This window comes from Leucobacter massiliensis, assembly GCF_002982315.1.
GTDB lineage: Bacteria > Actinomycetota > Actinomycetes > Actinomycetales > Microbacteriaceae > Leucobacter > Leucobacter massiliensis.
Map to the genome: position 1 here is coordinate 157612 of NZ_MWZD01000012.1, position 26531 is coordinate 184142.

A 26531-nucleotide genomic window follows, 5' to 3' on the forward strand; every position below is an offset into this window, starting at 1 on the left:
GGCAAGCTCTCGGCCGCTGCTGGGGGAGGCCCCAGGTGGCGGGATGCACGGGGCGGGCAGCGCGCGGCACCATCGGATCGCGTCGAGTCAAGGCCCTCCCGCCTCGGGGCTCCGGCCTCGCGCGGGCGGCTGCGGCGACGCTATCCTGGGCGCAACGACCTGAGGAGGAAGTCATGTCCGACCGCGAGACGAATGAGACGCACGACGCCCACGAGCCCCACCCGGCCTCGCAGACGGAGGCCAGCAACGGCGAGGGCACCGTGTCGACGCCCGCCGAGGGCCACACCCTCGACCACCCCGTGCTCGACGGTTCCACGGAGGACTACTCGGGGGAGGGCGAGGAGAAGAACCCCCGCTACGGCATGGAGGATCCCGGGCTCATCCGCGACACCGAGTCCGGCGAGAAGAAGGCGCCGATTCCGGGCAGCACCGAAGAGCAGTAGCCCGCCTTCGGCGCTCGCGCCGGCCGGCCCCCGCCGCCCCGAGAGTTCGGTGTGGCGGGGGCTGCTCCGTGTCCGGCGTGCGACGCGGCGCGTTCGTGACGCGGCCGCGAAAGCGGTGTTCGCGGCTCGGGTCGCAGTTTCCCTGCGCGTGCGCCGTCATCAGGCCTGCGACAGCGTTCCTGCGCCGTCCTCAGAGTTGCGACGGCGTACCTCCTGCGGCCTCAGGCCGGGGAGAAGCGGCCCCGCAGCTCTGCTGCGCGACGGATGTCGCCCTCGAGCGAGGCGGTCTGCTCGGCACCGAGCGAGCCGGCCTTCTTGCTCTCCTCGAGGCGCTCGAGTCCGGCCTGAACCTCGTTGTCGAGCCCGTCGAGCACGAGCTGCTGCACGGCATGCGGAAGACGCTGAAATCCCGAAGTGTCCATGGCGGCAACGCTACACCGGATCCGCGGCAAGAGGCCAGTCGCCGGGTGCACGCCGCTCGTCCGCACGCACGGATACACTCGGGGCATGAGCGCTCTGACGGTATCCCTGCCCACCGATCCCGGGCTCCGCGAGGCGATCGGCGACGTCGAGGGCGTCGAGTTCGTGACCTGGGATCTCGACTCGGATGCCCCGCGTGAGCGCCTCGACATCGTCGTTCCGCCGTACTGGGGAGGCGCCCGCCGCCTGGCCCGCCTCGCGGAGGTGCGGGTGCGGCTCGTGCAGTGGCAGTCGATCGGATACGACAATGTGCCCCGGCATCTGCCTGCCGGAGTGCCGCTCGCGAACGCCGCGACCGTGCACGAGACCTCGACGGCGGAGCTCGCACTGGCGCTCGCGCTGGCGGCGCAGCGGGGCATCCCCGGCTTCGTGCGCGACGGCGACGCGCACCGCTGGGATCTGCGCTCCTATCCGAGCCTCGCGGACCGCCGCGTGCTGCTCGTGGGCTACGGCGGGGTGTCGAAAGCGATCGAGGCGCGGCTCTCGGGGTTCGAGACGCGGATCACCCGGCTGGCGCGCACGGCGCGCGAGGAACGGAACCTCGCTGGGGAACCGGTGCAGGTGCACGGCTTCGAGGAGCTGCACGCCCGGCTCGCCGAGGCCGAGGTCGTGATCCTCGCCGTTCCGCTCACGGAGGAGACGCGCGGCCTCCTCGGCGCCGCGGCGCTCGCGGCACTGCCCGATGATGCGCTCGTCGTGAACGTCGCGCGCGGCCCCGTCGTGGACACCGCCGCGCTCGTCGCAGAGCTGCGCGCGGGCCGTCTGCGCGCGGCCCTCGACGTCACCGATCCCGAGCCGCTGCCCGCTGAGCACGAGCTGTGGGACTGCCCGAATCTGCTGGTCACCCCGCACGTCGGCGGCGACTCCAGCGCGATGCTGCCGCGCATGGCCGCCCTGATCCGCAGGCAGATCGAGCGGATGCGCTCGGGTGAGGGGCCCGAGAACCTCGTGCTGGGCGGCTGACGGACCGGGGGCGGCCCTAGACTGGACGGGTATGCGTGCGGGATCCGGATCCCCGCCTCGGCCCGCGCGCGATCCCAAGATCCCCGCTCGCCCCTTGGAGTGAAACTCGAACATGGCTGAACAGTCCCGCCTCGACAAGGTCATCGCCCTCGCCCGCCACCGCGGCTTCGTCTTCCAGGCGGGTGAGATCTACGGCGGATCGCGCTCGGCCTGGGACTACGGCCCCCTCGGCACCGCGCTGAAGGAGAACATCAAGCGCCAGTGGTGGAAGGCGATGGTGCAGCGGCGCGAGGACGTCGTCGGCATCGACTCCAGCGTCATCCTGCCGAAGCAGGTCTGGGAGGCCTCGGGGCACGTCGAGGTCTTCAGCGACCCGCTCGTGGAGTGCCTGCAGTGCCACAAGCGCTTCCGTGAGGATCACCTGATCGAGGCCTTCGAGGAGAAGAAGGGCCGCGCGCCCGAGGGCGGCCTCGCCGAGATCGTCTGCACGAACTGCGGCACCCGCGGCCAGTGGACCGAGCCGCGCGCCTTCTCGGGCCTGCTGAAGACCTACCTCGGCCCGGTCGACGACGAGGCCGGCATGCACTACCTGCGGCCCGAGACCGCGCAGGGCATCTTCGTGAACTTCGCGAACGTGCTGCAGTCGGCGCGCATGAAGCCCCCGTTCGGGATCGGCCAGATCGGCAAGAGCTTCCGCAACGAGATCACGCCCGGCAACTTCATCTTCCGCACCCGCGAGTTCGAGCAGATGGAGATGGAGTTCTTCGTCGAGCCCGGAACGGATGAGGAGTGGCAGGAGTACTGGATGAACGAGCGGATGGCGTGGTACGTCGACCTCGGCATCGACCCCGAGAACCTGCGCTTCTACGAGCACCCGCAGGAGAAGCTCTCGCACTACTCGAAGCGCACCGCCGACATCGAATACCGCTTCGGATTCGCGGGCGGCGAGTGGGGCGAGCTCGAGGGCATCGCGAACCGCACCGACTTCGACCTCTCCACCCACTCGAAGCACTCGGGCAAGGACCTCAGCTTCTTCGACCAGGCGAAGAACGAGCGCTACACGCCATACGTCATCGAGCCCGCGGCGGGGCTGACCCGCTCGCTGATGGCGTTCCTCGTCGACGCCTACCGCGAGGAGGAGGTGCCGAACGCGAAGGGCGGCACCGACACCCGCACCCTGCTCGCCCTCGACCCGCGTCTCGCGCCGGTGAAGGCTGCCGTGCTGCCGCTGAGCCGCAACGAGAAGCTCTCGCCGCTCGCCCGCTCCATCGCCCAGGAGCTGCGCGAGGACTGGAACGTCGACTTCGACGACTCGGGTGCGATCGGCCGCCGGTACCGCCGGCAGGACGAGATCGGCACGCCGTTCTGCGTCACCGTCGACTTCGATTCGCTCGACGACGACGCGGTGACGGTGCGCGAGCGCGACACGATGGAGCAGGTGCGCGTGCCGCGCGCCGAGCTGCACGCCTTCCTCGCCGAGCGGCTCAGGGGCGCGTGACCGTACGCGGAAGCGTCGCTTCCGCGGGCTGCGGGGTGCGCGCTGCGGCCGCTGCGGTGCCCTTCGCCGTCCGGCCCCGTGTCGGAGGGTGATGAGAGGATGGATCCCATGACGAGCACCGGATCCGAGCAGCACGAGCCTCCCCAGCCCGCAGCGTCCCCGATGCCCGGCCAGATGCCCGGACCGGCGTCGCCCGGGCAGGGAGCCGCTGGCGGGCACGGGGTGCCCGGGGCGGGCGCACCCGCGAACTGGGCCTGGGCGCAGCCCGCGATGGCGCTGCAGACTGTGGAGACCGAACCGCTCGAGTATCACCGGCTGCTCCGCGGCGTCGCGGGCTACCGCTGGTGGAAGCCGCTGCTGCTCCTGCTGCTCTCGGGGGTCTACTTCGGCGTCTTCACGGTGATCGTGAGCCTCGCATTCATTCCGTTGCTCGCGCTCAGCCCGGACTACCTCGAGGGGGTCATGACGGGCTCGGGCGAGATGCTCGACACCCAGGTCCCGATCTCGGTGCTGCTGAGCCTCGTGTCCATCATCATCATGATGCCCGCCGTGATCCTCGCGATGCTGTCGCTCGGCATGCGCCCGGTCGGCCGCATCTGGTCGGTGGCGGCCCGCATCCGCTGGGGTCTGCTGGGCCGGCTCTCCGTGGCGGCGCTGCTCGCGGTCGTGGTGATGAACGTGGTGGGCATCGCGTTCGGGATGGCGCTGAGCCTTGCCGGGGACCCGGCGTCGCTCTCGGAAACGGCTCCGGCCCCGGATCAGGGCTTCGACTGGGCCGCAGCGTGGACCTCGCTCGTGATCGTCGTGCTGCTCGTCCCGCTGCAGGCCACCGCCGAGGAGGTGGTGTTCCGCGGGCTCTTCATGCAGGTCATCGGCTCCTGGCTGAGGAGTCCGTGGTTCGGGATCCTGATCCCGTCGCTCGGCTTCGCCCTGCTGCACATCTACGACGTCTGGGGACTGCTCTCGGTCGGCCTGCTCGGGGTCGTCGCAGCGTGGCTGACGTGGCGCACCGGCGGCCTCGAGGCGGCGATCGCGATTCACGTCATCAACAACCTCATCGCATTCGGCTTCATGACCTTCGCCTTCGGGGGCGAGACGGCGCAGGTGGAGGAGAGCGGCGGGCCCGGCACGCTGCTCGGCGCGCTCGCGGGCTACGCGGTCTTCATCTGGCTGACGCTGCGGACGTTCCGGCGCCACGGCTACGGCCGAACGCGGATCGACTTGATGCAGGTGCCGGTCCCCGCGGCGGCTCCGACGCAGCCCCCGTCGATGGCGGAGCTTCCGCAGGCGATGCCCGGCTCGCACCCGGCACCGGCGCCCCAGCCCGGTGCACCGGCGGCCCAGCCAGGCGCGGAGGTGCCCGCCGAGGCGGGCTCTCCCGATGCTGGGGACTCTCCCGACGTTGCGGAGCGCCCCTCGGGCACGGGGCGCCCCGAAGAGGAGCAGCGGCATGGTTGACGTCTGCGTGCTCGGCGACGGGCTGCCCGAGCTCGTCGCCGCGCTCGATCTCGCCGAGGTGGGCCTCTCGGTGCGGGTGCTGACATCGGCTCCCGAGGCGGCGGAGGCGGCGTGGACCGCGCTCGACCCGCGCGGCGTGCCCGATCCCGATGGCGCTCTGCGTGAACTGCTCACCCATCTCGCCGCACCCCTCGCGCCCGGCGCCGTCGCTCACGAGACGGTGCGAGCCGTGGAGCGGGTGCCCCGCCCCGTGCTGCTGCGCGGGCCGCGCGGTGAGTGGGCGCCCCAGTCGGAGCCCTCCGTGCTCGGTATCCCGGCCGTGCCGGTTTCGACGCGCGCCATTGCGCTCCTGGGGGCCGGGGCGGCGCTGCGCGCCTACCTGGATCGCCTCAAGCCGGTGCTCACGATCGGCAAGACCCACTCCCTCGGCGCGCTCGTGCGCAGCAGGATGGGGAAGGTCGCCCTCGACCGGCTGGTGGAGCCGCTCGTGCGTGAGCGCTTCGGCGCCGACGCGGACGCGGTGGAGGTGCCGATCGCCGCGCCGGGACTGAATGAGGCCCTCACCCGCGTCGGCTCGCTCTCGGGCGCCGTGCTCGCGCTCGCGGATCGTGATGTTGCACGTGAAACCCGGGTTGCGCCCGCCGGGGGCTGGCTGGAGCTGCGGGAGGCGCTGCTGCAGCGTCTCGCGCTCTACGACGTCGGCTTCGCGCCGTGCACGGCCGGTGTCGCGCACCGTTCGGAGCAGGGCGAGTGGGAGCTCACCGGGGAGACGCCGTCCGGAGCCGAGTACCCGGCAGGCAGCGCGCCGGAAGCCGTCGCGCATCCGGCGGAGGCGATGCGTGCGCGGGCGCTCGTGATAGGGGCCTCCGCGGCGTCGATCGCCGTCCCCGGGCTCGCGCAGCTCCCCGCGGTGCTCGCCCAGCGCAGGCTGCGCGTGTCCGGGAGGATCCCGATCGAGGCTCCGGCCCTGCCTGCGGAGCCCGGCGACCTCGACGCGGTCGAGACGATCGAGTCCCCGGAGGGAGAGCGCTGGTCGCTGCGCCTCGAGCGGGACGCAGAAGGATGGTCGGCCCGGCTCGCGGGCCCGGTGCTGCCCGCCGAGGCGACGGCGCCGAGCCCCGCGGCCGCCCGCGAGCGGCTCCAGGCCGTCCTCGCCGCCGCGGGGCTCCGGGCGCGTGAGCCCCGCGGCGCCGACGCCGCCGGCGAGCGGGCGCCGCAGCAGGGGGTCAGCACCGCCGCGCACGGGTCGATCGGGCAGCGCGATGCCATGCTTTCCGCCCTGCGGGAGCTGCACGCCGAGGAACCGAGCGTCGTGCTCGTCGGATCCGAGCTGCACGGCGGCGATCTCGCGCAGGCGCTCGCCGCCGCGCGGTCCGAGACGGTGCAGCTGCGCCGCAGGCTTACCGGAATCTCCGGCTAGTCGCAAGCCCCCCTATATGGCTGGAGTGGAATGCGAGGGTGGAGACCAGCGGAGTAGGCTAGGCGAAGACCACGGAACGCCATCGGCGGGAGGCAAATCATGAAGGGCAAGGTCGCATTCGTTGTCGGCGCGGCGGTCGGATACGTGCTGGGCACACGCGCGGGTCGCGAGCGCTATGAGCAGATCAAGCAGGGAGCCCAGAAGCTCTGGAGCACGGAACCCGTCCAGAAGGGCGTCGAACTGGTGCAGGGCGTGGCGCAGACCCGCCTCGACGAGGTCAAGGCGGTGCTGGCCCGGGCCGGGAAGGGTGCGATGAGCGCGCTGTTCAGCGACTCGAGCGGCTCGGGATCGCGCGGCGCCGCAGGCGCCCGGACGGCGCCGAAGCCCTCCGACTTCGGGGCGCGGGGCACGTCGGCGGCGGCCTCGGAGGAGGCGTCGTCCGGCTCGGATCAGACGCCGGGAGGCTCGAAGCAGGCGTCCTCCGGCTCGAAGCAGGCGTCCTCCGGCTCGAAGCAGGCGTCCTCCGGCGCGAAGCAGGCCACTGGGACCGCGAACGGCTCCACCGCCGAGGGCGACCGCGCCGGGTCCGGGAAGCCGTCCGACGCGGACGGTGACTCGTGAGCCGCCGGAAGGACCAGGCCGGCACATTCGAGCTGCTGGCGCGTCTGCCGCAGCAGATCGTCTCCCTCGCGAAGATCGAGTACGAGAATGCGAAGCGGGAGGTCATCGCGAAGGCGAAGCGGGCCGGCATCGGTGCCGGAGCGATCGTCATCGCCCTCTTCTTCCTGTTCTTCATGCTCGAAGCGCTCGTCATCGCCGCAATCGCGGCCCTCGCGCTCGTATGGCCCTGGTGGCTTGCCGCCCTGGTCGTCGCCGCCGCTCTGCTGCTGCTCGCGGCGGTGTCGATCCTCGGGGGGATCGCGCTCATCAAGCGCGGCAATCCGGTGCCCGAGGAGACCCTGGAACGAGTGGGCGGCGACCTCAGCGCGATGGGCGAGGTGCGGGTGAACGCGGAGCCTCCGGCTCCGCGTCCCGCCAGGATGCCGCGGGTCGGCGAAGAGGGGAACTGGCGATGAGCGCAGAAGAGCGACGGCAGGGTGTGGCGGCCGCTGCATCCGCGAGGGCCGAACTGTACGACACGCTGGGGCAGCTCAAGGACCGGCTCAACTATGCGCAGCGCGTCGATGACGCGCTCGCCGAGGCGAGGCTCCGCATCGCCGAGGAGAAGCGCCGGAATCCGCTCGCCTTCGCGGCCGGAGTCACCGGCGTCGCGGCGGCCGCGGGGCTCGCCGTCTGGGGCGTTGCGAGCCTGATCGCGCGGCGGCTTCGCTGAGCGCGCATGGCGAGGTCACATTTCGATTGCGTTCGCGGCGGCCGTGGTCCTCGTTTTGCTTCCTGCGTGCCGCGGGGTCAGAATAGGGACCAGCGGTTTCCCGCTGTCGGCCATGCACCAGGTCCGCGAATGACTGATCGTATGGCCTCTTCTGTTGGTGACGAGTGAGTGGGGTGTATGTCGGCTGAGGCGAAACCACTCAGTGGTCTGCGTGTCCTGGTGCCCAGGGGAGGAACCTGGGGCGACCTGGTCTCGAAGGCGCTCCGCCGGCAGGGAGCCCACACGGTCATCGCACCGCTCGTCGACTTCGCGCACACCAGCGAGGAAGAGAAGCTGGTCGAAGCGCTGAAGCAACTCGAAGCCGGCCATTTCGACTGGATGACCGCCACCAGCTCGACCGTCGCCGATGTGCTCACCCACCACAACGCGGTCATCCCGCCCGAGACCCGCGTCGCGGTCGTCGGCGAGGCGACGGCGGTCGCCTTCCGGGACGCCGGCTACCACGTCACCCGCACCCCCGAGCGGGAGAACAGCACGCACGCGCTCCTCGAGGAGTGGGAGGAGATCGACCGAGGCGAGCGCCTGCGGGTGCTCACCCTGCGCTCGGACGTCGCCGTGCCGGTGCTCACTCAGGGCCTCATCGGCCGCGGGCACGACGTGACGCAGGTGCTCGCCTTCCGCACGGTCGGCGTGCCGGCATCGGTGCACATCCGGGAGGACATCGACTCGGGGCGGATCAACGCGCTCCTCGTGGCCTCAGCGAAGATCGCGGAGCAGGTCGCGGAGCAGTTTCCCCGGCTTCCCGCCGACACGCTCGTCGCGTGCGTGGGGGACAACGCCGTCGAGGCGGCGGCGGTGCTGGGGCTTCCGGTGGAGGCGGATGAGCCTTCGCACCCCCTGCACCCGCAGAAGCGCGCCCTGATCGAGACCGTGGAGTCGGTCATCGATCAGAGCGACATGCTCGACTGAGCCGCTCCGGAGGGCGTTCCGCGCCGGGTCCACAACCGGCTGCGGCTCGCCGGGCTGACAGCTGCCGGCTGGCTCGCGGGCTCAGTCCCGCGCGAGGATGAGCTCGTCGAGGGCGCGTCGCTCGCGCGGCGCCGTCTCCCGCTCGCGCAGCGGCTCCGGCAGCTGATCGAGCGCGCCCAGTGCACCGATCGCGGTGACCGACACCGGACGCAGACGCTCCTCGAGGCCGAAGGCCTCCCTGATCGCCTCGCGATCGAAGCCGCCCATCTGGTGCGTGTGGTAGCCCTCAGCCTGCGCCTGCACGGTCAGATGAGCCACCGCCTGCCCGAGATCGTACTCGGCCCAGGGGCGCTCCTGGCCCTCGGCGTCGACCACCTCCGCGACGTTCACGATCAGCGCGGCCGCCGCTCCCGCCCACTGGCGGTTGAAGCCGACGAGCGCCCGCTCGATCCGGGCGAAGTGCTCGCTGCCGCGCCGGCCCACGATGAAGCGCCGGGGCTGCGTGTTGCTGGCGCTGGGCGCCCAGCGAGCCGCCTCCAGCATGCCGCGCAGCGCCCCCTCGGGGAAGCGATGCTCCGTGTCGAAGGCGCGCGGGCTCCACCGCTCGGCGAGGGCGTCGAGTACGGGGGCGCTGGTCTGGGCGGTTCGGGTGCTCACGGTGCTCCTCGGGACGGGGGAAGTGTCTGTCGCCCCGGTGGAACGCACCGTGCCCTCGCGCTATTCCAGCTCCGCGGAAGATGACGGCGCGCTGCTGCCCTAGCCGAGCAGCCAGGCGATCACCGCGATGACGGGGAGGGAGGCGAAGGTGGTGAGGAAGATCGTGTCCCGCACCATCGTCTCCGAACGGCGGTACGTCGCCGCGTAGTTGTAGATGTTCTGCGCCGTGGGGAGCGCCGCGATCGTCGTCGCCACGAAGGTCTCGTGCGGGGGCAGCCCCGCCAGCCGCGCGATGCCCCAGGCGAGGAGCGGCATCGCGAGCACCTTGAGGCCGGCGGCCGCGAAGACGGCACGTCGGCCGGTGCCGGCCCGCAGGGCGCGCTGTCCGCTCAGCGACATGCCGAAGCTCAGCAGCACCATCGGGATCGCCGCCGAGCCGAGCATGTCGATCGGTCCCATCACCAGCTCGGGCATGGGCAGGCCGGTGAGCGCGACGAGCAGGCCGAGGAGCGAGGCGGCGATGATCGGGTTCGAGGCGGCGCGGCCGAGTGCGATCGACAGTCCCCGCAGAGCGCTGCGTCCACCGCGCGATCCCGAGCCGTCGGATCCCGAACCGCGCGATCCCGAACCCGCTCCGTCACCCGAGCCCGACCCCGCGTCCCCGGCGCGGCGCGGCGCGTCCCGCGTCGACTCCAGGATCGTGAGGATCGTCGGTGCGAAGACGAGCAGCTGCACGAGCATCAGGGGCGCCACATAGGCCGCGTCGCCGAGGATGTAGACGGCGACGGGCAGGCCCAGATTGTTCGCGTTGACGTATCCGGCGGTGGTCGCCCCGAGCGTGGTGCCGGCGAGGTCACGTCTGAACCACAGCCGTGAGGCGAGCACGAACACGGCGGCGACGAGCAGCGTGGCCGCCGTGGTCACGAGGATCACCGGGGACAGCATCACCGAGGGGTCGCTCTGCCGCAGCACCGAGAACAGTAGCGCCGGCGTCGCCACGAAGAAGGCGACGTTGTTGAGCACGCGGCGCTGCTCGCCCTCGACGACGCCGAACCGCGCAGCCAGATAGCCGGCGCCGATGACGCCGAGGATCAGCGCGAAACCCTGCAGCACCCCCAGCATCAGCGTGGACTCGGCGTGCCGGCGGGCGCGTGCGTCATGGATCCTCCTCGGGTGGTGCGTCCTCCAGCGTATCGGGGCCTCAGCCGAGCGCGGCGGCCGCCTCCTCCGAGACGATCTCCGTCAGCGTGTCGAGCACGGGGGAGTCGAGCCGCCACCGCTGCCAGTAGAGCGGCAGCTCGATCGCGGTGCCGGGCGCGAGCTCGATGAGCCGGCCCTCGTCGAGGGCGGGGGAGCACTGGAGGGCGGGGAGCATGCCCCACCCCATCCCGAGCTCCACGGCTCTCGCGAACTCGGCGGAGGAGGGCACGTAGTGCCGGGGCGGGGTGATCGCGGCGCGGCTGATCCGCCGCAGGAAGCGCTGCTGGAAGACGTCCTGCCGGTCGAACTCGACGATCGGCGCCGTGCGCAGGGCGTCGACGCTGAGCCCGTCGGGGAAGTGGCGGGAGGCGAAGGCGGGGCTGGCGACCGCCCGGTAGCGGTCGACGCCGAGACGGGTGGCGGTGCAGCCGGGAACGGGCTCGCGAGTGGCCGTCACCGCGGCCATGGCCGAGCCCCGGCGCAGCTGCTCCGTGGAGAGCGTCTCGTCGGCGCGCACGAGTTCGAAGCGCGCCCCCGTCTCGCGGGCGGCACGGGCGATCGCCGGGACGAACCAGGTGGCGAGCGAGTCGGCGTTGACCACGATGGGGATCAGCGAGCCGCCGGGTGCGCCCTGCCCCAGCTCGGCCGCCACGTCCGCCGCGATGCGCTCCACCTGCCGGGCGGCGCGCAGCACCGCGGCGCCCGCCGCGGTCACCTCGACGGGTCGCGAGCGGCGCAGCAGCACCGCCCCCACGCGCTGTTCCATGGCGCGCACGCGCTGGCTCACCGCCGAAGGGGTGACGTGCAGGCGCCGCGCCGCGCCCTCCAGGCTTCCCTCCTCGAGGATCGCCGCGAAAGTGGACAGGTGCTCGACCGGCAGATCCACGCGTGCCTCCCTTATGAAGCAGAACTTCAGCTACATCAGAAACTATAGGCACGCTGAAGTGGAAAGCCGAGCGGGCCGGCGCGTAGCGTTCACTGGGTGATCCTTCCACTGCTCATCGGCATCGGCACCGGCCTCTCCCTCATCGTCGCCATCGGCGCGCAGAACGCCTTCGTGCTGCGCCAGGGCATCCGCCGCGAGCACGTGCTGCCGGTGGTGCTCATCTGCGGGCTCACCGACGCGGTGCTCGAACTGCTCGGGGTGGCGGGGATCGGCCTGATCGTCGAGCGCGCGCCGCTCGTGCTGGAGATCGTGCGCTGGGGCGGCGTCGCCTTCCTGCTGTGGTACGCCTGGACGGCAGCGCGCCGCGCCATGCGGCCCGGCGCCCTCCTCGCCGCCGAGGGCTCCGGCGGGTCGCTGCGACGCACGGTGCTCGCCTGTCTCGCGATCACCTACCTCAACCCGCACGTCTATCTCGACACCATGGTGCTCATGGGCTCGATCGGCAACGCACAGGGCGATCCGGCCCGCTGGTGGTTCGTGCTCGGCGGTGCCCTCGCGAGCATCGCCTGGTTCTTCCTCCTCGGCTACGGGGCGCGCGCGCTCACCCGCTTCTTCGCCACGCCCCGCTCCTGGCGGATCCTCGACGGCGTCGTCGCGGCGACCATGCTGGTGATCGCCGCGCGCCTCGCCGTCGGCGGCGTCACGGCCTGATCCGCACCGCGCATCCACCGACCGGTGGATGCGGAAGATCGCACTCCCGGTCGCTGGTGCGCCTCGCCCGCGCCCGGCAGGCTGAGAGCATGTCATCATCAGCATCAGCATCAGCATCTCGCGCACCGGCGGCACCGGCCGTGCGCGTGCGCGGCCTCGCGAAGCACTACGGATCGCGGGAGATCCTCTCCGGCATCGACCTCGACATCGCCCGCGGCGAGACCTACGCGCTGCTCGGCCCGAACGGCGCGGGCAAGAGCACCTGCATCGAGATCCTGGAGGGGGTGCGGCGCCCCTCGGGAGGCGAGGTCCGCGTGCTCGGCGACGAGCCGCTCGGGGCGGACCGCTCGTGGCGCGCACGGGTCGGCATCGTCGCGCAGAGCACCGGCGATCTCGGCCCCTTCACCCCGCGCGAGCTGATCGCCCACTTCGGCGCCCTGTACCCGCGGCCGCGCGGCGTCGACGAGGTGCTGCGGCTCGTCGGGCTCACCGAGCACGCGGACCGGCGGGCGAGCAAGCTCTCCGGCGGGCAGCAGCGCCGTCTCGACGTGGCGCTCGGCATCGTGGGCCGGCCGGAGATGCTCTTCCTCGACGAGCCGACCACCGGCTTCGATCCGGAGGCGCGCGCCCAGTTCTGGGCCATGCTCGAGGGGCTCACCGGGGAGGGCACCGCGATCCTGCTCACCACCCACTACCTCGATGAGGCCGCCAGGCTCGCCGACCGGGTGGGCGTGCTCACCGGCGGCCGCATCGTCGCCGAGGCTCCGCCGGGCGCGCTCGGCGGCGAGGAGGCGCGAGTGCCGGTGGTGCGGTGGCGCGACGGCGCCGGGGAGCTGCGCGAGGAGCGCACGCGCGAGCCGGGCCGCCTCGTCGGGCAGCTGTGCGCGGCGGCGGCCGCGGCGGGAGCGCCCGGCGGCGAGCCGGCCGAGCTGGAGGTCCGCAGGCCATCGCTCGAAGAGATCTACCTCGAACTGATCGGAGCCACAGCATGAAGACGACAGCAACGGGAGGCACGGAGGAGGCGCCGGCCGCGGTGGCGGCGGGGGCTCCCGGAACCCGGGCGGGGATCCCGCGGCCGGAGAGCCACGGGGGGCCGGCCGAGCCGGCCGGGACGCGGGGCCCGGTCCGCGACGGCGCGCGCGGCGGCAGCGGGATCCTGCGCTCCGGCCTGAGCGCGATGCGGCTTGAGCTGCGCGGGTACTTCCGCACGCCCGACACGGTGTTCTTCACCTTCCTCTTCCCCGTCCTGCTGCTGGGCATCTTCGGCGCGGCCTTCGACTCCAGCGGCGATGTGGGCACCCTGCCCGACGGCACCGGCGGCGTTTCGATGTCCACCTACTACCTGCCGGGACTGGTCGCGGCCGGCATCCTGCTCTCGGGCGTGCAGAACCTCGCCATCGACATCGCGCGCGAGCGCAGCGAGGGGTGGCTGCGCCGGCTCGGCGGCACGCCCATGTCGCCCGTCGCGTACTTCATCGGGAAGGCGGGGATGACGCTGGTCACCGCGCTCGCGCAGACGGCACTGCTCATCGCCTTCGGCGTCTTCGTGATGGGGGTCGAGCTGCCGAGTGAGCCCGCGCTGTGGCTGCGCTTCGCGTGGCTGTTCGTGCTCGGGATCGCGACGATGACGCTGCTGGGAGTGGCGCTCTCCGCGGTGCCGCGGTCCTCGCGCAGCGCGACCGCGGTCGTGCTGCCGATCGTCCTGGTGCTGCAGTTCATCTCGGGCGTATACCTGCAGTTCACCATGCTGCCGGAGTGGCTGCAGAACATCGCCGCAGCGTTCCCGCTGAAGTGGCTGGCGCAGGGCATGCGCTCGGTGTTCCTCCCGGAGCACTTCGCCGCGATGGAGCCGGGCGGCGCCTGGGACCTCGGCCTCGTGGTCCTCGTGCTCGCCGGCTGGCTCGTGGCGGGCCTCGTGGCGAGCCTGCTGACCTTCCGCTGGCAGCGGCGCAGCTGAGGCCCCGGCCCGCGCACCGCGCCCGGCGACGGCCGGCGCGGTGCGCACCGGGAGACGGGAGAATGGGTGGCATGACGGAGGAAGAGCGCGAGGGGTCCCCGCAGCCACGGCGGCTCCTGCTGTGGTGGGATCTCGGCGTGGGGCTCGTCACCGCGGTGCTCGGCGGGGTGGGGCTGCTGCCGTGGTTCGGCGGCGCCGAGCCGGGGGCTGCGGCCGAGGCCTGGGGGGCTTCTGCCGCGATCGCGCTGCTGCCGGTCTGGTACCTCGGCCTCGGGCGGCGAGCGCTCGCCCGCGCCATGCGCGACGAGCCCGCTCGCCGCATCGACCTCGTGGCGGTCGCCGCGCTGGTGCTCGTCGTCGGGTACGCGGTGTCGGTGGTGCCGAGCTACGCGACGCTGCAGGTGATCGCCTACCCGGTGGTCTGGAGCGTGATCGCGCGCTACCGCGACGCGGTGCTGTGGAGCGCGGTGCTCGCCCTCGCCGTGGCCGGCGGCTACGCGGTGGCGGATGCGCGCGCGGACACGCCGGACGGCCCGCTCGCGATTCTGATCATCGCGCTGCTGTCCTTCGGATTCGCGGTGGCGATGGGCACGTGGATCACGCGCATCTTCGCGCGCGGGGAGCAGTACCGGGTGCTGGCTGAGCGGCTGCGCGCCTCGCAGGCCGAGGTCGCAGCCCTCTCGGCGCAGAGCGGCGCGGCCGCCGAGCGGGAGCGACTGTCGCGCGAGCTGCACGACACCCTCACGCAGACCCTCGCCGGCCTGGTGATGCTCAGCGAGCAGGCGGAGCGAGCGCTCGACGCGGGGGACGTGGAGCGGGCCCGGGATCGGGTCGCCCGGGTGGGCGCCGCCGCCAGGGAGGCCGTGGGCGAGGCGCGTGCGCTGGTCGCGGCGAGTCATCCTATCGGCGACGGCGGGCTGGAGGCGGCGCTCGAACGGGTGACGGAGCGCTTCGTCGCCGATTCCGGCTTGCGCGTGGAGTGCGAGCTGGCGTCGGTGCCGCTCGGGCGTGAGCGCCAGGTGGTGCTGCTGCGCGCCGCGCAGGAGGGGCTCGCGAACGCGTGGCGGCACGCCGCCGCGGAACGGGTCGCGGTGCGCCTTGCGGCCGTGGGCGAAGGGGGAGCGGTGCTGGTGATCGAGGACGACGGTGCGGGACCGGATCCGGACTGGGATCGGCGCGGTGGCTTCGGCCTGAGCGGGCTGGCCGGGCGGGCGCGGGCCGTGGGCGGCGAGCTCGTCTTCGGCGCCGGATCGGCGGGCGGGGCCCGGCTGGTGGTGCGCCTGCCCGCGCTCCCGAGCCGGACGGGGCCCGCCGGCGAGCGGGCCGGAGCCGGTGCTGCGGCGGTCGAGGGGGCCGGGACGTGATCCGGGTCGTGGTGGCCGACGACCACCCCATCGTGCGCACCGGGATCGCGGGACTGCTCGACACCGAGCCCGACTTCGAGGTGGTCGGAGAGGCCGCTTCCGGCGAGGAGGCGATCGCGCTCGCCGCCGAGACCGCGCCGCACGTGGTGCTCATGGATCTGCGGATGCCCGGCATGGGCGGAGTGGAGGCGACGCGCCGCATCGTGCGCTCGGGCCACGCGAGCGCGCCACGGGTGCTCGTCTTCACCACCTACGAGGACGACGACCAGATCCTCGCGGCCATCGAGGCCGGAGCGAGCGGCTACCTCGTGAAGGCGGCCCCCGCGGAGGAGGTGGCGGCGGGAGTCCGCGCCGTCGTCGCGGGGCAGACGGTGCTCGCGCCCTCGGTGGCGGTCGCGCTGGCTCAGGCCGCACGGGGCGGCGTGGGCGACCCGGGTGCCGCCGCGGACACGGGCGCGGCGCCAGATCCCGTGCCGAATCTGACGCCGCGGGAGCGCGAGATCCTGACGCTCGTGGCGCAGGGCCTGAGCAACCCGCAGATCGCCGCTCGCCTCTTCATCGGCGAGTCCACCGTGAAGACCCATCTGCTGCACGTCTTCGAGAAGCTCGGCGTGTCCGACCGCACGCGTGCCGCGATCCGCGCCCTCGAACTCCGCCTGATCTGAGGGCGGGCCCGCGCTCGTGTGCCGTGGCGGGCGCGAGCGGCAGCCGGCTGTGGATGAATTACACGGCTGTAGTTCGTCGGTGGCGCGCGCCGGGATCCGCGTGAGATCAACGAAGCCGGGGGGTTCTGCGGTGTCGGGCACGCCCGCTTCCGGGAACTTATGCACAGGGATCGGCGGGCTGTGGAGAAAGTGGGGGGCGCGCCTGTGGATAACTCTCGCCCCTGCCCGGCTTGACAGGGCGTCCAACGGTCCCTAGGTTCATTAGTGAAGTAATGAACCAGTGAGGCGAGGGCGATCCCGCCGCGAGGAACGGAGGTGACGGGTGTTCGACGAGACGCGCCCCATCTTCATCCAGCTCGCCGATCGCATCGCCGACGAGGTGCTGCGCGGCGTCTACGCGGAGGGGCAGCAGGTGCCCTCTACCAACGAGCTCGCCGCCTTCCTGCGCATCAACCCCGCGACCGCGGGGAAGGCCCTCAACCGGCTCGTCGATGCGGGGGTGCTCACGAAGCGCCGCGGGATCGGCATGTTCGTCTCCGACGGCGCGAAGGCGCTGATCGCCCGCGAGCGTCAGCAGGGCTTCGTCGACCGATACCTCGCCCCGCTGCTCGCCGAGGGACGAGCGCTCGGCCTCTCCACTCCAGAGATCGTGAGCCTCCTCGAGCGGGAGGCGGAGAAAGCGAAGGACCCATCATGACCGCAGCCATCGAAACGCGCGGCCTCACCCGCCGCTACCGCGGCGCAGCCGCCCTCGAGGACGTCACCCTCGACATCCAGCCGAACGTCATCACCGGCCTGCTCGGCCGCAACGGCGCGGGAAAGACCACGCTCATGTCGCTCATCACCGCGCAGGACCGCCCGAGCAGCGGCAGCGTGCGCGTGAACGGACGCGACCCCTTCGAGCGCGCCGGGGTCATCGAGCAGATGTGCTTCATCCGCGACAACCAGCGATACCCCGACGACTACCGGCTCCGCCACGCCATGCGTGCCGCCGCGATCTGCTTCCCGAACTGGTCGAGCGAGACCGCGGAGCGGCTCGCCGAGCTCTTCCGCATCCCGGCGAAGACGGAGGTCAAGAAGTTCTCGCGCGGACAGCTCTCGGCGCTCGGGATCGTGCTCGGCCTCGCCTCCCGCGCGCCGATCACCTTCTTCGACGAGCCCTACCTGGGTCTCGACGCGACGGCGCGCACCGTCTTCTACGACGAGCTGCTGCGCGACTACGCCGAGCAGCCCCGCACGGTGATCCTCTCGACCCACCTCATCGACGAGATGGACCGCCTGCTGGAGCGCGTGGTGATCCTGGAGCGCGGCCGAGTCGTCACGCACGCCGAGGTGGAGGATCTGCGCGGAGCCGCCTTCCAGCTCGCCGGGCGCGCCACCGCCGTCGAGGACTTCGTGCGCGGCCGCGAGGTGCTCACCCGGCGTTCCATCGGCGGGCTCGCGACGGCCGTCGTCGCGGGTCGTCTCGGCGAGGAGGATCGCGCGAGCGCCGCCGCGCAAGGCCTGGAGCTCTCCCACGTCTCGCTGCAGGAGCTCGTCGCTGCCTACGGGCTGGGAGAGCCCTCCGGCGCCGGAAAAGCCGCAACCCCGAACGGCGAAGGCCCCGCGGCCGCGGCCGAGCCCGAAGCCACCGCGCCCGCGAGCGCGCCGACCGCAAGGAGCGCATCATGACCCGCATCCTCAAGGTGACGAGACTGCACCTCAACAAGCTCTCGAGCTTCGCGATCGTGCCGGTGTTCATCCTGGCATTCGTCTTCGTCCTGAGCGTCGTGATCCAGTTCGCGGTCATGCGCGCCACCGGGGTGCCGGCGTCCGCCCCCGAGTACATCGAGGGCGCGCGCTGGAACCAGGCCGCGGTCTGGTCGCTTCCCGGCTTCCTCGTCTACTACGGGGTGCAGGCGGTCGCCACCACCTACCCATTCGCCCTCGCCCTCGGCACCACCCGCCGCAATTTCGTGCTCGGCACGATGCTCGCCAATGTGCTGCAGGCCCTCTACATGGCGGTGCTGATGATGGCGCTGCTCGGGATCGAGCTCGCGAGCGGCCACTGGTTCATGGGGCTCTACGTCTTCGACGTGTACCTGCTCGGTGCGGGGAATCTCGCCGTGCTCGGCCTCAGCGCCTTCCTCGGCGTCTGGTTCTTCCTCACCGCGGGCGGCCTCTTCGGGGCGATGTGGGTGCGCTTCGGCAATCGCGGTCCCGCGATCCTCGGGATCGTACTGGGGCTCGCGCTCGCGATCGCCCTGCTGGTGCTGGCACCGCGGCTCGGCGACATCGTCTCCGGGCTGAGCCGCGGTGCGCTGTCCATCGTGGCGCTCGCCGTGATCGCGGTCTCGCTCGCGGGCACCTGGCTGGCGATGCGCCGCGCCTCCGTCCGATAACGCACGGCGGGGCTCCCCGGTTCGGGGGCCCCGCCGTCGTCCGCGCCGTCGTCCGCGGGCCGGACTACCGCTCCGCGCCCGCGGGAACCGTCTCGCTCGCGCCCGTCTCCACGTCCGAGTTGTCGAAGGCCTGGCCCTTCCGCGGGGCGTTGTAGAGATCCGTGTCGAGGATCCCCTCGCGCTTCGCGACGATCGCGGGGACGAGGGCCTGGCCGGCGACGTTCACCGCGGTGCGGCCCATGTCGATGATCGGGTCGACCGCCAGCAGGAGGCCGACCCCCTCCAGCGGGAGCCCCAGGGTCGACAGCGTGAGCGTCAGCATCACGGTGGCGCCGGTCGTGCCGGCGGTGGCCGCGGAGCCCACGACCGAGACGAGGACGATCAGCAGATACTGGACGATCGTCAGCTCGATCCCGAAGAACTGCGCGATGAAGATCGCGGCGACGGCCGGGTAGACCGCGGCGCAGCCGTCCATCTTCGTCGTCGCGCCCAGCGGCACCGCGAAGGAGGCGTAGCCGCGCGGCACGCCCAGATTGCGCTCGGTCACGCGCTGCGTGAGCGGGAGCGTGCCGATGGAGGAGCGGCTGACGAAGCCGAGCTGGACGGCGGGCCACACGCCCGAGAAGTACTGCTTCACGGAGAGACCGTGCGACTTCACCAGGATCGGGTAGACGACGAAGAGCACGAGCACGAGGCCGAGGTAGAGCACGCCGACGAAGGCGGTCAGGGAGCCCATCGTGTCCCAGCCGTACTCGGCGACCGCGTTGCCGATGAGCCCGAGGGTGCCGATCGGCGCGATGCGGATGATCCACCACAGCACCTTCTGGATGACGGCGAGCGCGGACTCCGTGAGGCGGATGAATGGCTCCGCCTTCTCGCCGATCTTCAGCGCCGCGATGCCGACGGCGACCGAGATCACGATGACCTGCAGCACGTTGAAGCCGGGGCTCGCGCTCAGGACGCCCGTCTCCGGATCGGCGGAGCCGCTGACCGAGAGGCCGAGGAAGTTCGAGGGGATCAGCCCGGTGAGGAAGTTCCACCAGGTGCCGACCGTCGAGGGATCCCCCTCCTGCAGCTCTGCCTGCGAGGCGGCCGCGCCGGGGCGCAGCGCAACCCCCAGGGCGATGCCGATGGTCACGGCGATCAGCGCGGTGATCGCGAACCACAGCAGCGTCTGACCGGCGAGCCGGGCGGCGTTGGTGACCTGGCGGAGGCCGACGATGCTCGACACGATCGCGGTGAAGATGAGCGGCACGACCGCGGCGCGCAGCAGCGAGACGTAACCGCCGCCGATGGTCGAGAGCGTGGCCTGCAGTCCGTTCGGATTGCCGGCGGCGTCGGGGCCGAGCGACATCGCGACCCCGCCGAGCACGAGGCCGAGGATCAGGGCGGCGAGGATCTGCCAGCCGAAGGAGGTGAGCCACCGGGGCAGTCGGCGGGCCTGGTGGGCCCGCGGAGCCTGGCGGGTCTGGCCCTGGCCGTGGCCGGGCTCAGCGGAGGGAGCGGACACGTGGTTTCCTTTCGGTGCTGCGTATTCGGGGCGCCGGAACCACGAGCGCGAGTCTCGCGCACGGAGCCTCCGCGCCCGAGCCGTCACACACCCTAACAAACTATTCGGCTGAGTTATGCCAGGCATTGCAGATTTCGCCCCGGGGCGCGCCGCCGGCTCGGAGGCGCCTGGGCGCGCACGGGCAACGCGGGTAGGCTTGCGGCATGGCTGATTCTTCGTTTGACGTGGTGAGCAAGATCGACTCGATGGAGGTCGAGAACGCCGTGAACCAGGCGCGCAAGGAGGTCGAGCAGCGCTACGACTTCAAGGGCGTCGGCGCCGAGGTGACGCTCTCGGGCGAGAGCATCCAGATCAAGGCCAGCACCGAGGAGCGCGCCAACGCCGTGCTCGACGTGCTGCAGTCGAAGTTCATCAAGCGCGGCCTCTCGCTCAAGGCGCTCGACAGCGGCGAGCCCTACGCGAGCGGCAAGGAGTACCGCATCGACTCGAAGCTCAAGGAGGGCATCGACCAGGCCACCGCGAAGAAGCTGAACAAGCTCATCCGCGACGAGGCCCCCAAGGGCGTGAAGTCGCAGATCCAGGGGGACGAATTGCGTGTCAGCTCCAAGAGCCGCGACGAGCTGCAGGCCACCATCGCGCTGCTCAAGGACGCCGACGTGGATGTCGCCCTGCAATTCGTGAACTTCCGCTAGACGCCGATGGTCATCGGAGAGAACCTGCTGGAGCCCGAGCCGACGCGGCTCGGCACGGATCCGGCCGCCGCCGCGCTCGCCGCGGGCGCGGCCCCCGAGGCGGCGGTGCGGGCACATCCCGAGTCGCCGCTCGCGTGGGCGCTGCTCGCGGACGAGGCCGCCGCCGCCGGGCGTGAGATCGAGGCCTACGCCTATGCCCGCGTCGGCTACCACCGCGGGCTCGACGCGCTGCGCAAGGCCGGGTGGCGGGGCGCGGGCCCCGTGCCGTGGGCGCACGAAGCGAACCGCGGCGTGCTGCGCGCGCTCTACGCGCTGCGCCGCGCCGCAGCGAGCATCGGCGAGCAGGCGGAGGTCGAACGCCTCACCGACTTCCTCGACGGCGCCGACCCGGCAGCGATTCCCGCGATCGAGGCCGCCGCGCGCTGAGCGGTCCGCCCCCGTCTTCGATCCGCCACCGGCTCAGCGCAGGCAGACCACCTTCGGCTGCGTCATCTCCTCGTAGGCGAAGCGCACGCCCTCGCGGCCCATGCTGCCGTGCTTCGCGCCCCCGAACGGCATCGCGTCGATCCGGAAGTCGGAGGAGTCGTTGATCATCACGCCCCCGGCCTCGATCTCGGCCGAGGCGCGCAGCGCGATGTCGAGGCTGCCGGTGAACAGCGCCGCGTGCAGCGCGTAGTCGAGCGCGTTCGCCGCGGCGATCGCCTCCTCGTACGCGTCGAAGACGTCGATGATCACGACGGGTGCGAACACCTCCTCGGTGCACAGCTCGTGCCCCTCCGGCACCCCGGTGAGCACCGTCGGGGGCATGAACGGCCCCTCGGCCTCGCCGCCGCAGTGTACGGTCGCCCCCGCCCGCCGCGCCGAGGCGACGGTCGCGGCGGCGCGCGCGGCGGCCTCGGGGCTGATCATGGGACCCACGTCGCTCGTCTCGGAGCGCGGATCGCCGGTCACGAGCCGCCGCGTGCGCGCGACGAAGTCCTCCGTGAAGCGCTCCGCGATCGAGCGGTGCACGAGGATCCGCTGGGTGCCGATGCAGTTCTGGCCGGCCGCCCAGAAGGCGCCGGAGACGCAGGCATCCACGGCCGCGTCCACATCGGCATCCGCGAACACGAGCACGGGGGCGTTGCCGCCGAGCTCCATCGCCAGCTTCTTGATGCCGGCCGAGCGCGAGATCGCCTCGCCGGTGCGGAAACCTCCCGTGAAGGACACCATGCGCACCTCGCGCGCCGCCACGAGGGCCTGCGTCAGCTCGCGGTCGCCGTGCACCACCGTGATCGATGCCTCGGGCAGGCCGCACTCGCGCAGCAGCTCGGTGAGCATGCGAGCCGAATACGGGGTCTGCTGCGCGGGCTTCAGGATCACCGAATTGCCGCCCGCGATCGCCGGGCCGATCTTGTGCGCCACCAGGTTGAGGGCGTCGTTGTACGGCGTGATCGCGAGGATGATGCCGAGCGGCTCCCGCGTGAACCAGCCGCGGCGGTCCTCCGCTCCGGCGAAGGCGTCGAAGGGGATCACCTCGCCGCCGCCGCGACGGGCCTCGGCGGCCGAGAGCGCGATCGTGTTGGCGGCGCGCGCCACCTCCTTGCGCGCCTGGCGGATCGTCTTGCCCGCCTCGGCGACGATCGTCTCGGCGAAGCGCTCGGCGCGCTCCCGCAGCAGCCGCGCCGTCTCGTCGAGGATCTCGGCGCGGCGGTGGCGGGAGAGCGCGCGGCTGAGCTCCCGGCCGGCGCCCGCCGTTTCGAGGATCGCGGGCACATCGGCCGGGCCGCACTGCGGCAGCGAGCCGATCACGGCGCCGGTCGCGGGATCGGTGACGACGAGCTCGGGCAGGGGCGAGCTGGCGGCGTCCTGGGCGCGCCCGGTGCCGGTGCGCTCCGCCGTCATGACGCCGGCGCTCATCGCCCGCCCGCCCGGTCGATCGCGATGATGTCGGAGAGCAGCGCGTAGGCGGTCTCGACGCGGCCGGCTCCCGGGCCCGAGACGGTCACCTGCCCCAGCAGATCGGTGTCGAAGGTCACCGCATTCGTGGCACCCGAGACGCCCGCCAGGGGGTGCTCCTCGCCGAGCGCGACGGGGGCCACCCGCGCCTCCACGGTGCCGTCCTCATGGCGCTCGACCGTGCCGAGCAGCTTCCAGCGCTTGCCCTCGGCGGCCGCGGCCGTCACCTCGGCGCCCGTGATCTCGGTGATGCCGGTGGTGGGGATCTGCTCGACGGGGATCCGCACCCCCATCACCTGCTCGGCCAGGATCGCGACCTTCAGCCGCACATCGGATCCGCCGATGTCGGCGGTCGGATCCGCCTCGGCGTAGCCCAGTGCCTGCGCCTCGCCGATGGCCTCCTGCAGGGCGAGCCCGTCGCCGAGGCGGCCGAGGATGTAGTTCGAGGTCCCGTTGAGGATGCCGGTGACCGAGGCGATCCGGGTGCCCGCGAGCTGCGTCTGCGCGAAGCGGATCACCGGAGTGCCGCTCATCACGGCGCCCTCGAACTCGAAGCGGCGGCCGTGCACGCCGGCGAGCTCCGCCAGCTCGGCGCCGGCGAGCGCCACGGGCCCCTTGTTGGTGGTCACGACGTGCTTGCCCGACTGCAGCGCCGAGCGCACGTGCGACAGGGCCGGCTCGCCCGTCGCGGGGTTCGTGAACGTGGCCTCGACGACGATGTCCGCGGCGGACTCGCGGATCACGCGCTCGTTGTCGGCGTCGCGGTCGCCGCCGGGCATGCCGGAGAAGTTCGCGCCGCGGGGCATGGCGAGCACCTCGGCGAGGTCGATGCCCTCGGGCTGCAGCAGGCTGCCCAGGTTCAGATCGGTGATGGCGACGACGCGGAGCGAGAAGCCGAGCGTGGCCTCGAGGCGCGCCGAATCGTCGCGGATGAGCTCGGCGAGCGCGCGGGCGACTCCTCCGAAGCCGATGAGGGCGAGGTCGTAGCAGCGCATGACGTTCCTTTGCAGTGGGTGCGGGTCGGGAGTGCGGCGCGCGCGGACCCGCGGGATCCCGCGCTGGTTCCGCGGTCGCTGCCGCCGGATCCAGCCTCGCCGCAAACCCTGTCCACGCGGGGCCTCCGAAACGGCGATCGGGGTGTGCGATGTGTCAGCGCTGCGGACGAAAAGACCAAGCGTGACGGGAACGCTGCGGCGGGGGCCGCGGTCGTCGTAGCGTTGACGTCGGTCGCACCGAGCGCCGCTCATGCGCGACCCGCAGAACGACCCCCCGGGTGCGACCGCTTCCGCACCAGACTCGAAGGTGAGCGCAGATGACAGCGACACAGACCGACCAGACACTGCCCAACCGGCTGCCGCACACGACGGCGACCCAGGTCCCGCTGCGGAGGATGCAGCGCTCCATGGGCGCCAGGCACCTCGTCATGATCGCGCTGGGCGGCGTGATCGGCTCGGGGCTGTTCCTCAGCTCGGGCTACACCATCTCGCAGGCGGGGCCGCTCGGCGCCGTCATCGCCTACGGCGTGGGGGCGGTGGTGGTGTGGCTCGTGATGGCGTGCCTCGGCGAGCTGGCCGTCGCCTACCCCGTCTCTGGCGCGTTCCACATCTACGCCTCGCGCTCCATCGGCCCCGCCACCGGATTCACCACGGCCTGGCTCTACTGGCTGTGCTGGGTGGCAGCGCTCGGATCCGAGTTCGCGGCCGCCGGCATCCTCATGCAGCGCTGGTTCCCCGCCGTGCCGGTGTGGGTGTGGGTGGTGCTCTTCGCGGGCATGCTCTTCACGATCAACGCGATCTCCGCGCGGGTCTTCGGCGAGACCGAGTTCTGGTTCTCGCTGGTGAAGGTGGCGGCCATCATCGTGCTCATCGTGCTCGGCGGCGCCGCGATCTTCGGCTTCACGCCGCTCTCCGAGGAGCCGCGCGCGGCCGTCTTCTTCAGCAACTACACGACCGCCGAGGGGCTCTTCCCGACCGGCGTCTCGGGCATCGTCATCACCTCGCTCGCCGTCTTCTACGCCTTCAGCGGCACGGAGCTCATCGGCACCGCCGCCGGAGAGACGAAGGATCCGGGCAAGAACATCCCGCGCGCCCTGCGCTCGACGGTGCTGCGCCTGGTGCTGTTCTTCATCTGCGCGATCGCCGTGATCGCGGCGATCATCCCCTACGAGCAGACCGGCGTGACCGACTCCCCGTTCGTGGCGGTCTACGACTACATCGGCATCCCCTTCGCGGCCGACATCATGAACTTCGTCATCATCACGGCGCTGCTCTCGGCCGGCAACTCGGGACTGTTCTCCTGCGCCCGCATGCTCTTCTCGCTGGCCGATGAGGGGCACGCGCCCCGGATCTTCACCCGCCTGACGAAGCGCGGCATCCCGCTCATCGCGCTCTCGGTGAGCATCGTCGGCGGTCTCGCGGCCCTGATCTCCAGCATCATCGCACCGGAGACGGTCTATCTCGTGCTCGTCTCGGTCGCGGGCTTCGCGGTCGTCGCGGTGTGGATGTCGATCGTCGCCTCGCAGTTCTTCCACCGTCGCCAGTTCGTGCGCGACGGCGGTGACGTGTCGAAGCTCGCCTACCGCACCCCGCTCTACCCGCTGGTGCCGATCCTTGCCTTCGTGCTGCTCGCGATCTCGATGGTGGCCGTCGCCTTCGACCCGAACCAGGTCGCCGCGCTCTACTTCGGGGTGCCGTTCGTCGGCCTCTGCTACCTGTTCTTCTGGTGGCGGCACGGACGCAAGGGCCGTGGGGCGCGCTCGGCCGGACCGGCGACGGGCGCCGAGGAGGCGGCTGCCGCGGGTGTTGCGGCTGCCGCGGGCGCCGCTCCGGAGAGCCGAGAGGGGAGCGCCGGGGCGTGACCCGTCCCGGAGCCGTGATCGAGGTCGATCTCGACGCGATCCGCGCGAATCTGCGGAGGATCCGCGCCGAGATCGGCCCCGGCCCAGAACTCTGCCCGGTGCTGAAGGCCGACGCCTACGGCCACGGCCTGTCGCTCGTGCTGCCGGTACTCATGAGTGAGGGCGTCGGATCGATCGGGATCGCGAGCAATCGCGAGGCCGCCGAGGCGCGGGAGCTGGGCTTCGCCGGGCGCCTCCTGCGCGTGCGTGCGGCCGCCCCGCAGGAGGCAGCCGAGGCGTTGCGCTTCGGCGTCGAGGAGTGGGTGGGCGGCTTCGCCCAGGCACGGGCACTCGCCGAGCTGGCGCTGGCGCACGGCGCGTCCGTCCCGGTCCATCTCGCCACCAACGGCCCGGGCATCTCGCGCGAGTGCCTCGACCTCGGCGGCGAGGAGGGCGCGCGCGAGCTGGCAGCGATCCTCGCCCTCCGCGGGCTGCAGCTGCGCGGCGTGTGCGCGCACTTCCCCTGCGAGGAGGTGGCCGACACGGAGGCCGGCGCCGCTGCCTTCGCCGCCGACGCCGAGACGGTGCTCCGGGCGCTCGGCCCGGAGCGCGCGGCCGCGGTGCAGCGCCACTGCGCCACGTCCTTCGCCGCGCTCTCCGTCCCCGGCTCGCGCTTCGATCTGGTGCGCATCGGCGCCGCCCTCTACGGCGACTCCTCAGCCGATGCGCCCTGGCAGCGGCGCGCGATGCGGCTGCTCGCCCCGGTCACGGGGGTGAACCGCTACCCCGCCGGGCGCAGCGTCAGCTACGACCGCACGCACGTGCTCGAGCGCGACACCCTGATCGCCTCCGTCCCGATCGGCTACGGCGACGGCGTTCCGCGCAGCCTCGGCGGCCGCGGTGCCGTGCTCGTCCGCGGGCGACGGGCCCCGGTCGTCGGCGCGATCGCCATGAACGCCCTGAGCGTCGACGTGACCGCCATCCCGGGTGTGCAGCCGGGCGACGAGGCGGTGCTGCTGGGGCGGCAGGGCGCGCTGGAGATCACCGGAGCCGAGTTCGAGCGCGCCGCAGGCGATATCGCCGCGGTCGCCTACTCCGCCTGGGGCCGCATCGTTCCCCGGGTCGCGGTGGGCGCGTGAGCCGCCGGCTCCGGGTGCTGCGGTCGGGATC

The 26531-nt window shown here is 72.3% G+C and carries 28 protein-coding genes; 21 read left to right on the plus strand and 7 right to left on the minus strand.

Annotation, left to right across the window (positions count from 1 at the left end):
- The first annotated feature begins 173 nt into the window (after window positions 1-173).
- A complete protein-coding gene (locus tag B4915_RS01785) occupies window positions 174-443 on the plus strand; it encodes a hypothetical protein (RefSeq protein ID WP_105804127.1) in 270 nt (89 codons plus the stop codon).
- Window positions 444-664: 221 nt separating this feature from the next.
- On the opposite strand, the gene B4915_RS01790 is transcribed toward B4915_RS01785, so the two are convergent.
- On the minus strand, window positions 665-865 hold the full coding sequence (locus B4915_RS01790) for a hypothetical protein (protein ID WP_105804128.1): 201 nt from the start codon (window positions 863-865) through the stop codon (window positions 665-667).
- Between the two features lie 85 nt (window positions 866-950).
- Here B4915_RS01790 and B4915_RS01795 point away from each other — a divergent pair, with 85 nt between their 5' ends.
- From B4915_RS01795 to B4915_RS01835, 8 genes are all read left to right on the plus strand, one after another.
- Complete coding sequence (locus B4915_RS01795) at window positions 951-1886, plus strand: NAD(P)-dependent oxidoreductase (RefSeq protein WP_105804129.1); 936 nt, start codon at window positions 951-953, stop codon at window positions 1884-1886.
- 112 nt (window positions 1887-1998) lie between these two features.
- Complete coding sequence (locus B4915_RS01800) at window positions 1999-3384, plus strand: glycine--tRNA ligase (RefSeq protein ID WP_105804130.1); 1386 nt, start codon at window positions 1999-2001, stop codon at window positions 3382-3384.
- A 108-nt stretch (window positions 3385-3492) separates the two neighbouring features.
- Window positions 3493-4842 (plus strand): CPBP family intramembrane glutamic endopeptidase, encoded by a 1350-nt coding sequence (locus B4915_RS01805; protein WP_245907293.1) that lies wholly within the window; start codon window positions 3493-3495, stop codon window positions 4840-4842.
- Window positions 4835-6262, plus strand: coding sequence for a hypothetical protein (locus tag B4915_RS01810; RefSeq protein WP_105804131.1), 1428 nt, complete (start codon window positions 4835-4837; stop codon window positions 6260-6262). The genes B4915_RS01805 and B4915_RS01810 overlap by 8 nt, the downstream gene beginning before the upstream one ends.
- A 99-nt stretch (window positions 6263-6361) precedes the next feature.
- On the plus strand, window positions 6362-6883 hold the full coding sequence (locus tag B4915_RS14600) for a YtxH domain-containing protein (protein ID WP_181158426.1): 522 nt from the start codon (window positions 6362-6364) through the stop codon (window positions 6881-6883).
- Complete coding sequence (locus tag B4915_RS01825; RefSeq protein WP_105804132.1) at window positions 6880-7338, plus strand: phage holin family protein; 459 nt, start codon at window positions 6880-6882, stop codon at window positions 7336-7338. Before B4915_RS14600 ends, B4915_RS01825 begins: the two co-directional genes overlap by 4 nt.
- Window positions 7335-7595 (plus strand): hypothetical protein, encoded by a 261-nt coding sequence (locus B4915_RS01830; RefSeq protein WP_105804133.1) that lies wholly within the window; start codon window positions 7335-7337, stop codon window positions 7593-7595. Before B4915_RS01825 ends, B4915_RS01830 begins: the two co-directional genes overlap by 4 nt.
- Before the next feature lie 219 nt (window positions 7596-7814).
- Window positions 7815-8564 carry a uroporphyrinogen-III synthase gene (locus B4915_RS01835; RefSeq protein ID WP_245907294.1) on the plus strand — a complete coding sequence of 250 codons (750 nt, stop codon included), beginning with the start codon at window positions 7815-7817 and terminating at the stop codon, window positions 8562-8564.
- Window positions 8565-8645: 81 nt separating this feature from the next.
- Here B4915_RS01835 and B4915_RS01840 read toward each other — a convergent pair whose 3' ends face one another.
- From B4915_RS01840 to B4915_RS01850, 3 genes are all read right to left on the minus strand, one after another.
- The gene (locus B4915_RS01840) at window positions 8646-9221 is read right to left on the minus strand and encodes a nitroreductase family protein (protein ID WP_105804135.1); all 576 of its coding nucleotides are present in this window, start codon (window positions 9219-9221) and stop codon (window positions 8646-8648) included.
- A 99-nt stretch (window positions 9222-9320) separates the two neighbouring features.
- Window positions 9321-10343 carry an AEC family transporter gene (locus B4915_RS01845; protein ID WP_105804136.1) on the minus strand — a complete coding sequence of 341 codons (1023 nt, stop codon included), beginning with the start codon at window positions 10341-10343 and terminating at the stop codon, window positions 9321-9323.
- A 79-nt stretch (window positions 10344-10422) separates the two neighbouring features.
- Window positions 10423-11307: a LysR family transcriptional regulator ArgP gene (locus B4915_RS01850; protein ID WP_105804137.1), complete on the minus strand. Its 885-nt coding sequence runs from the start codon at window positions 11305-11307 to the stop codon at window positions 10423-10425.
- A 96-nt stretch (window positions 11308-11403) separates the two neighbouring features.
- Between B4915_RS01850 and B4915_RS01855 the strand changes: the two genes are divergently transcribed.
- The 8 genes from B4915_RS01855 (at window position 11404) to B4915_RS01890 (ending at window position 18385) form a co-directional block, all read left to right on the plus strand.
- Window positions 11404-12018 (plus strand): LysE/ArgO family amino acid transporter, encoded by a 615-nt coding sequence (locus tag B4915_RS01855; RefSeq protein ID WP_105804138.1) that lies wholly within the window; start codon window positions 11404-11406, stop codon window positions 12016-12018.
- Window positions 12019-12107: 89 nt separating this feature from the next.
- Window positions 12108-13010, plus strand: coding sequence for an ABC transporter ATP-binding protein (locus tag B4915_RS01860; protein WP_105804197.1), 903 nt, complete (start codon window positions 12108-12110; stop codon window positions 13008-13010).
- Window positions 13011-13195: 185 nt separating this feature from the next.
- A complete protein-coding gene (locus B4915_RS01865) occupies window positions 13196-13975 on the plus strand; it encodes an ABC transporter permease (protein ID WP_181158430.1) in 780 nt (259 codons plus the stop codon).
- 71 nt (window positions 13976-14046) lie between these two features.
- The gene (locus B4915_RS01870; protein ID WP_105804140.1) at window positions 14047-15339 is read left to right on the plus strand and encodes a sensor histidine kinase; all 1293 of its coding nucleotides are present in this window, start codon (window positions 14047-14049) and stop codon (window positions 15337-15339) included.
- Window positions 15336-16004 (plus strand): response regulator, encoded by a 669-nt coding sequence (locus B4915_RS01875; protein WP_105804141.1) that lies wholly within the window; start codon window positions 15336-15338, stop codon window positions 16002-16004. The genes B4915_RS01870 and B4915_RS01875 overlap by 4 nt, the downstream gene beginning before the upstream one ends.
- Before the next feature lie 322 nt (window positions 16005-16326).
- Entirely contained in the window at window positions 16327-16701 is a 375-nt protein-coding gene (locus tag B4915_RS01880; protein WP_105804142.1) for a GntR family transcriptional regulator, read from the plus strand.
- On the plus strand, window positions 16698-17675 hold the full coding sequence (locus B4915_RS01885) for an ABC transporter ATP-binding protein (RefSeq protein ID WP_105804143.1): 978 nt from the start codon (window positions 16698-16700) through the stop codon (window positions 17673-17675). Before B4915_RS01880 ends, B4915_RS01885 begins: the two co-directional genes overlap by 4 nt.
- Window positions 17672-18385 (plus strand): hypothetical protein, encoded by a 714-nt coding sequence (locus B4915_RS01890; protein WP_105804144.1) that lies wholly within the window; start codon window positions 17672-17674, stop codon window positions 18383-18385. The genes B4915_RS01885 and B4915_RS01890 overlap by 4 nt, the downstream gene beginning before the upstream one ends.
- A 64-nt stretch (window positions 18386-18449) precedes the next feature.
- Here B4915_RS01890 and B4915_RS01895 read toward each other — a convergent pair whose 3' ends face one another.
- Window positions 18450-19817, minus strand: coding sequence for a dicarboxylate/amino acid:cation symporter (locus B4915_RS01895; RefSeq protein WP_105804198.1), 1368 nt, complete (start codon window positions 19815-19817; stop codon window positions 18450-18452).
- Window positions 19818-20098: 281 nt separating this feature from the next.
- Here B4915_RS01895 and B4915_RS01900 point away from each other — a divergent pair, with 281 nt between their 5' ends.
- A complete protein-coding gene (locus B4915_RS01900) occupies window positions 20099-20587 on the plus strand; it encodes a YajQ family cyclic di-GMP-binding protein (protein WP_105804145.1) in 489 nt (162 codons plus the stop codon).
- Window positions 20588-20593: 6 nt separating this feature from the next.
- Window positions 20594-21013, plus strand: coding sequence for a DUF3151 family protein (locus B4915_RS01905; RefSeq protein WP_105804146.1), 420 nt, complete (start codon window positions 20594-20596; stop codon window positions 21011-21013).
- 33 nt (window positions 21014-21046) lie between these two features.
- On the opposite strand, the gene B4915_RS01910 is transcribed toward B4915_RS01905, so the two are convergent.
- Both B4915_RS01910 and B4915_RS01915 read right to left on the minus strand, forming a co-directional pair.
- Complete coding sequence (locus B4915_RS01910) at window positions 21047-22486, minus strand: aldehyde dehydrogenase family protein (protein WP_105804147.1); 1440 nt, start codon at window positions 22484-22486, stop codon at window positions 21047-21049.
- On the minus strand, window positions 22483-23520 hold the full coding sequence (locus tag B4915_RS01915; protein ID WP_105804148.1) for a homoserine dehydrogenase: 1038 nt from the start codon (window positions 23518-23520) through the stop codon (window positions 22483-22485). The genes B4915_RS01910 and B4915_RS01915 overlap by 4 nt, the downstream gene beginning before the upstream one ends.
- A 317-nt stretch (window positions 23521-23837) precedes the next feature.
- Between B4915_RS01915 and B4915_RS01920 the strand changes: the two genes are divergently transcribed.
- Together B4915_RS01920 and alr are read left to right on the plus strand one after the other, a co-directional pair.
- Window positions 23838-25382: an amino acid permease gene (locus tag B4915_RS01920; RefSeq protein WP_105804149.1), complete on the plus strand. Its 1545-nt coding sequence runs from the start codon at window positions 23838-23840 to the stop codon at window positions 25380-25382.
- A complete protein-coding gene (alr, locus tag B4915_RS01925; protein ID WP_181158427.1) occupies window positions 25379-26500 on the plus strand; it encodes an alanine racemase in 1122 nt (373 codons plus the stop codon). Before B4915_RS01920 ends, alr begins: the two co-directional genes overlap by 4 nt.
- The last annotated feature ends 31 nt before the right edge of the window (window positions 26501-26531 follow it).

Coding starts and splice junctions, on each gene's coding strand:
- B4915_RS01785 (WP_105804127.1), top strand. CDS start 174: ATGTCCGACCGCGAGACGAATGAGACGCACGACGCCCACGAGCCCCAC.
- B4915_RS01790 (WP_105804128.1), bottom strand. CDS start 865: ATGGACACTTCGGGATTTCAGCGTCTTCCGCATGCCGTGCAGCAGCTC.
- B4915_RS01795 (WP_105804129.1), top strand. CDS start 951: ATGAGCGCTCTGACGGTATCCCTGCCCACCGATCCCGGGCTCCGCGAG.
- B4915_RS01800 (WP_105804130.1), top strand. CDS start 1,999: ATGGCTGAACAGTCCCGCCTCGACAAGGTCATCGCCCTCGCCCGCCAC.
- B4915_RS01805 (WP_245907293.1), top strand. CDS start 3,493: ATGACGAGCACCGGATCCGAGCAGCACGAGCCTCCCCAGCCCGCAGCG.
- B4915_RS01810 (WP_105804131.1), top strand. CDS start 4,835: ATGGTTGACGTCTGCGTGCTCGGCGACGGGCTGCCCGAGCTCGTCGCC.
- B4915_RS14600 (WP_181158426.1), top strand. CDS start 6,362: ATGAAGGGCAAGGTCGCATTCGTTGTCGGCGCGGCGGTCGGATACGTG.
- B4915_RS01830 (WP_105804133.1), top strand. CDS start 7,335: ATGAGCGCAGAAGAGCGACGGCAGGGTGTGGCGGCCGCTGCATCCGCG.
- B4915_RS01845 (WP_105804136.1), bottom strand. CDS start 10,343: ATGCTGGGGGTGCTGCAGGGTTTCGCGCTGATCCTCGGCGTCATCGGC.
- B4915_RS01860 (WP_105804197.1), top strand. CDS start 12,108: ATGTCATCATCAGCATCAGCATCAGCATCTCGCGCACCGGCGGCACCG.
- B4915_RS01865 (WP_181158430.1), top strand. CDS start 13,196: ATGCGGCTTGAGCTGCGCGGGTACTTCCGCACGCCCGACACGGTGTTC.
- B4915_RS01870 (WP_105804140.1), top strand. CDS start 14,047: ATGACGGAGGAAGAGCGCGAGGGGTCCCCGCAGCCACGGCGGCTCCTG.
- B4915_RS01885 (WP_105804143.1), top strand. CDS start 16,698: ATGACCGCAGCCATCGAAACGCGCGGCCTCACCCGCCGCTACCGCGGC.
- B4915_RS01890 (WP_105804144.1), top strand. CDS start 17,672: ATGACCCGCATCCTCAAGGTGACGAGACTGCACCTCAACAAGCTCTCG.
- B4915_RS01900 (WP_105804145.1), top strand. CDS start 20,099: ATGGCTGATTCTTCGTTTGACGTGGTGAGCAAGATCGACTCGATGGAG.
- B4915_RS01905 (WP_105804146.1), top strand. CDS start 20,594: ATGGTCATCGGAGAGAACCTGCTGGAGCCCGAGCCGACGCGGCTCGGC.
- B4915_RS01910 (WP_105804147.1), bottom strand. CDS start 22,486: ATGAGCGCCGGCGTCATGACGGCGGAGCGCACCGGCACCGGGCGCGCC.
- B4915_RS01915 (WP_105804148.1), bottom strand. CDS start 23,520: ATGCGCTGCTACGACCTCGCCCTCATCGGCTTCGGAGGAGTCGCCCGC.
- B4915_RS01920 (WP_105804149.1), top strand. CDS start 23,838: ATGACAGCGACACAGACCGACCAGACACTGCCCAACCGGCTGCCGCAC.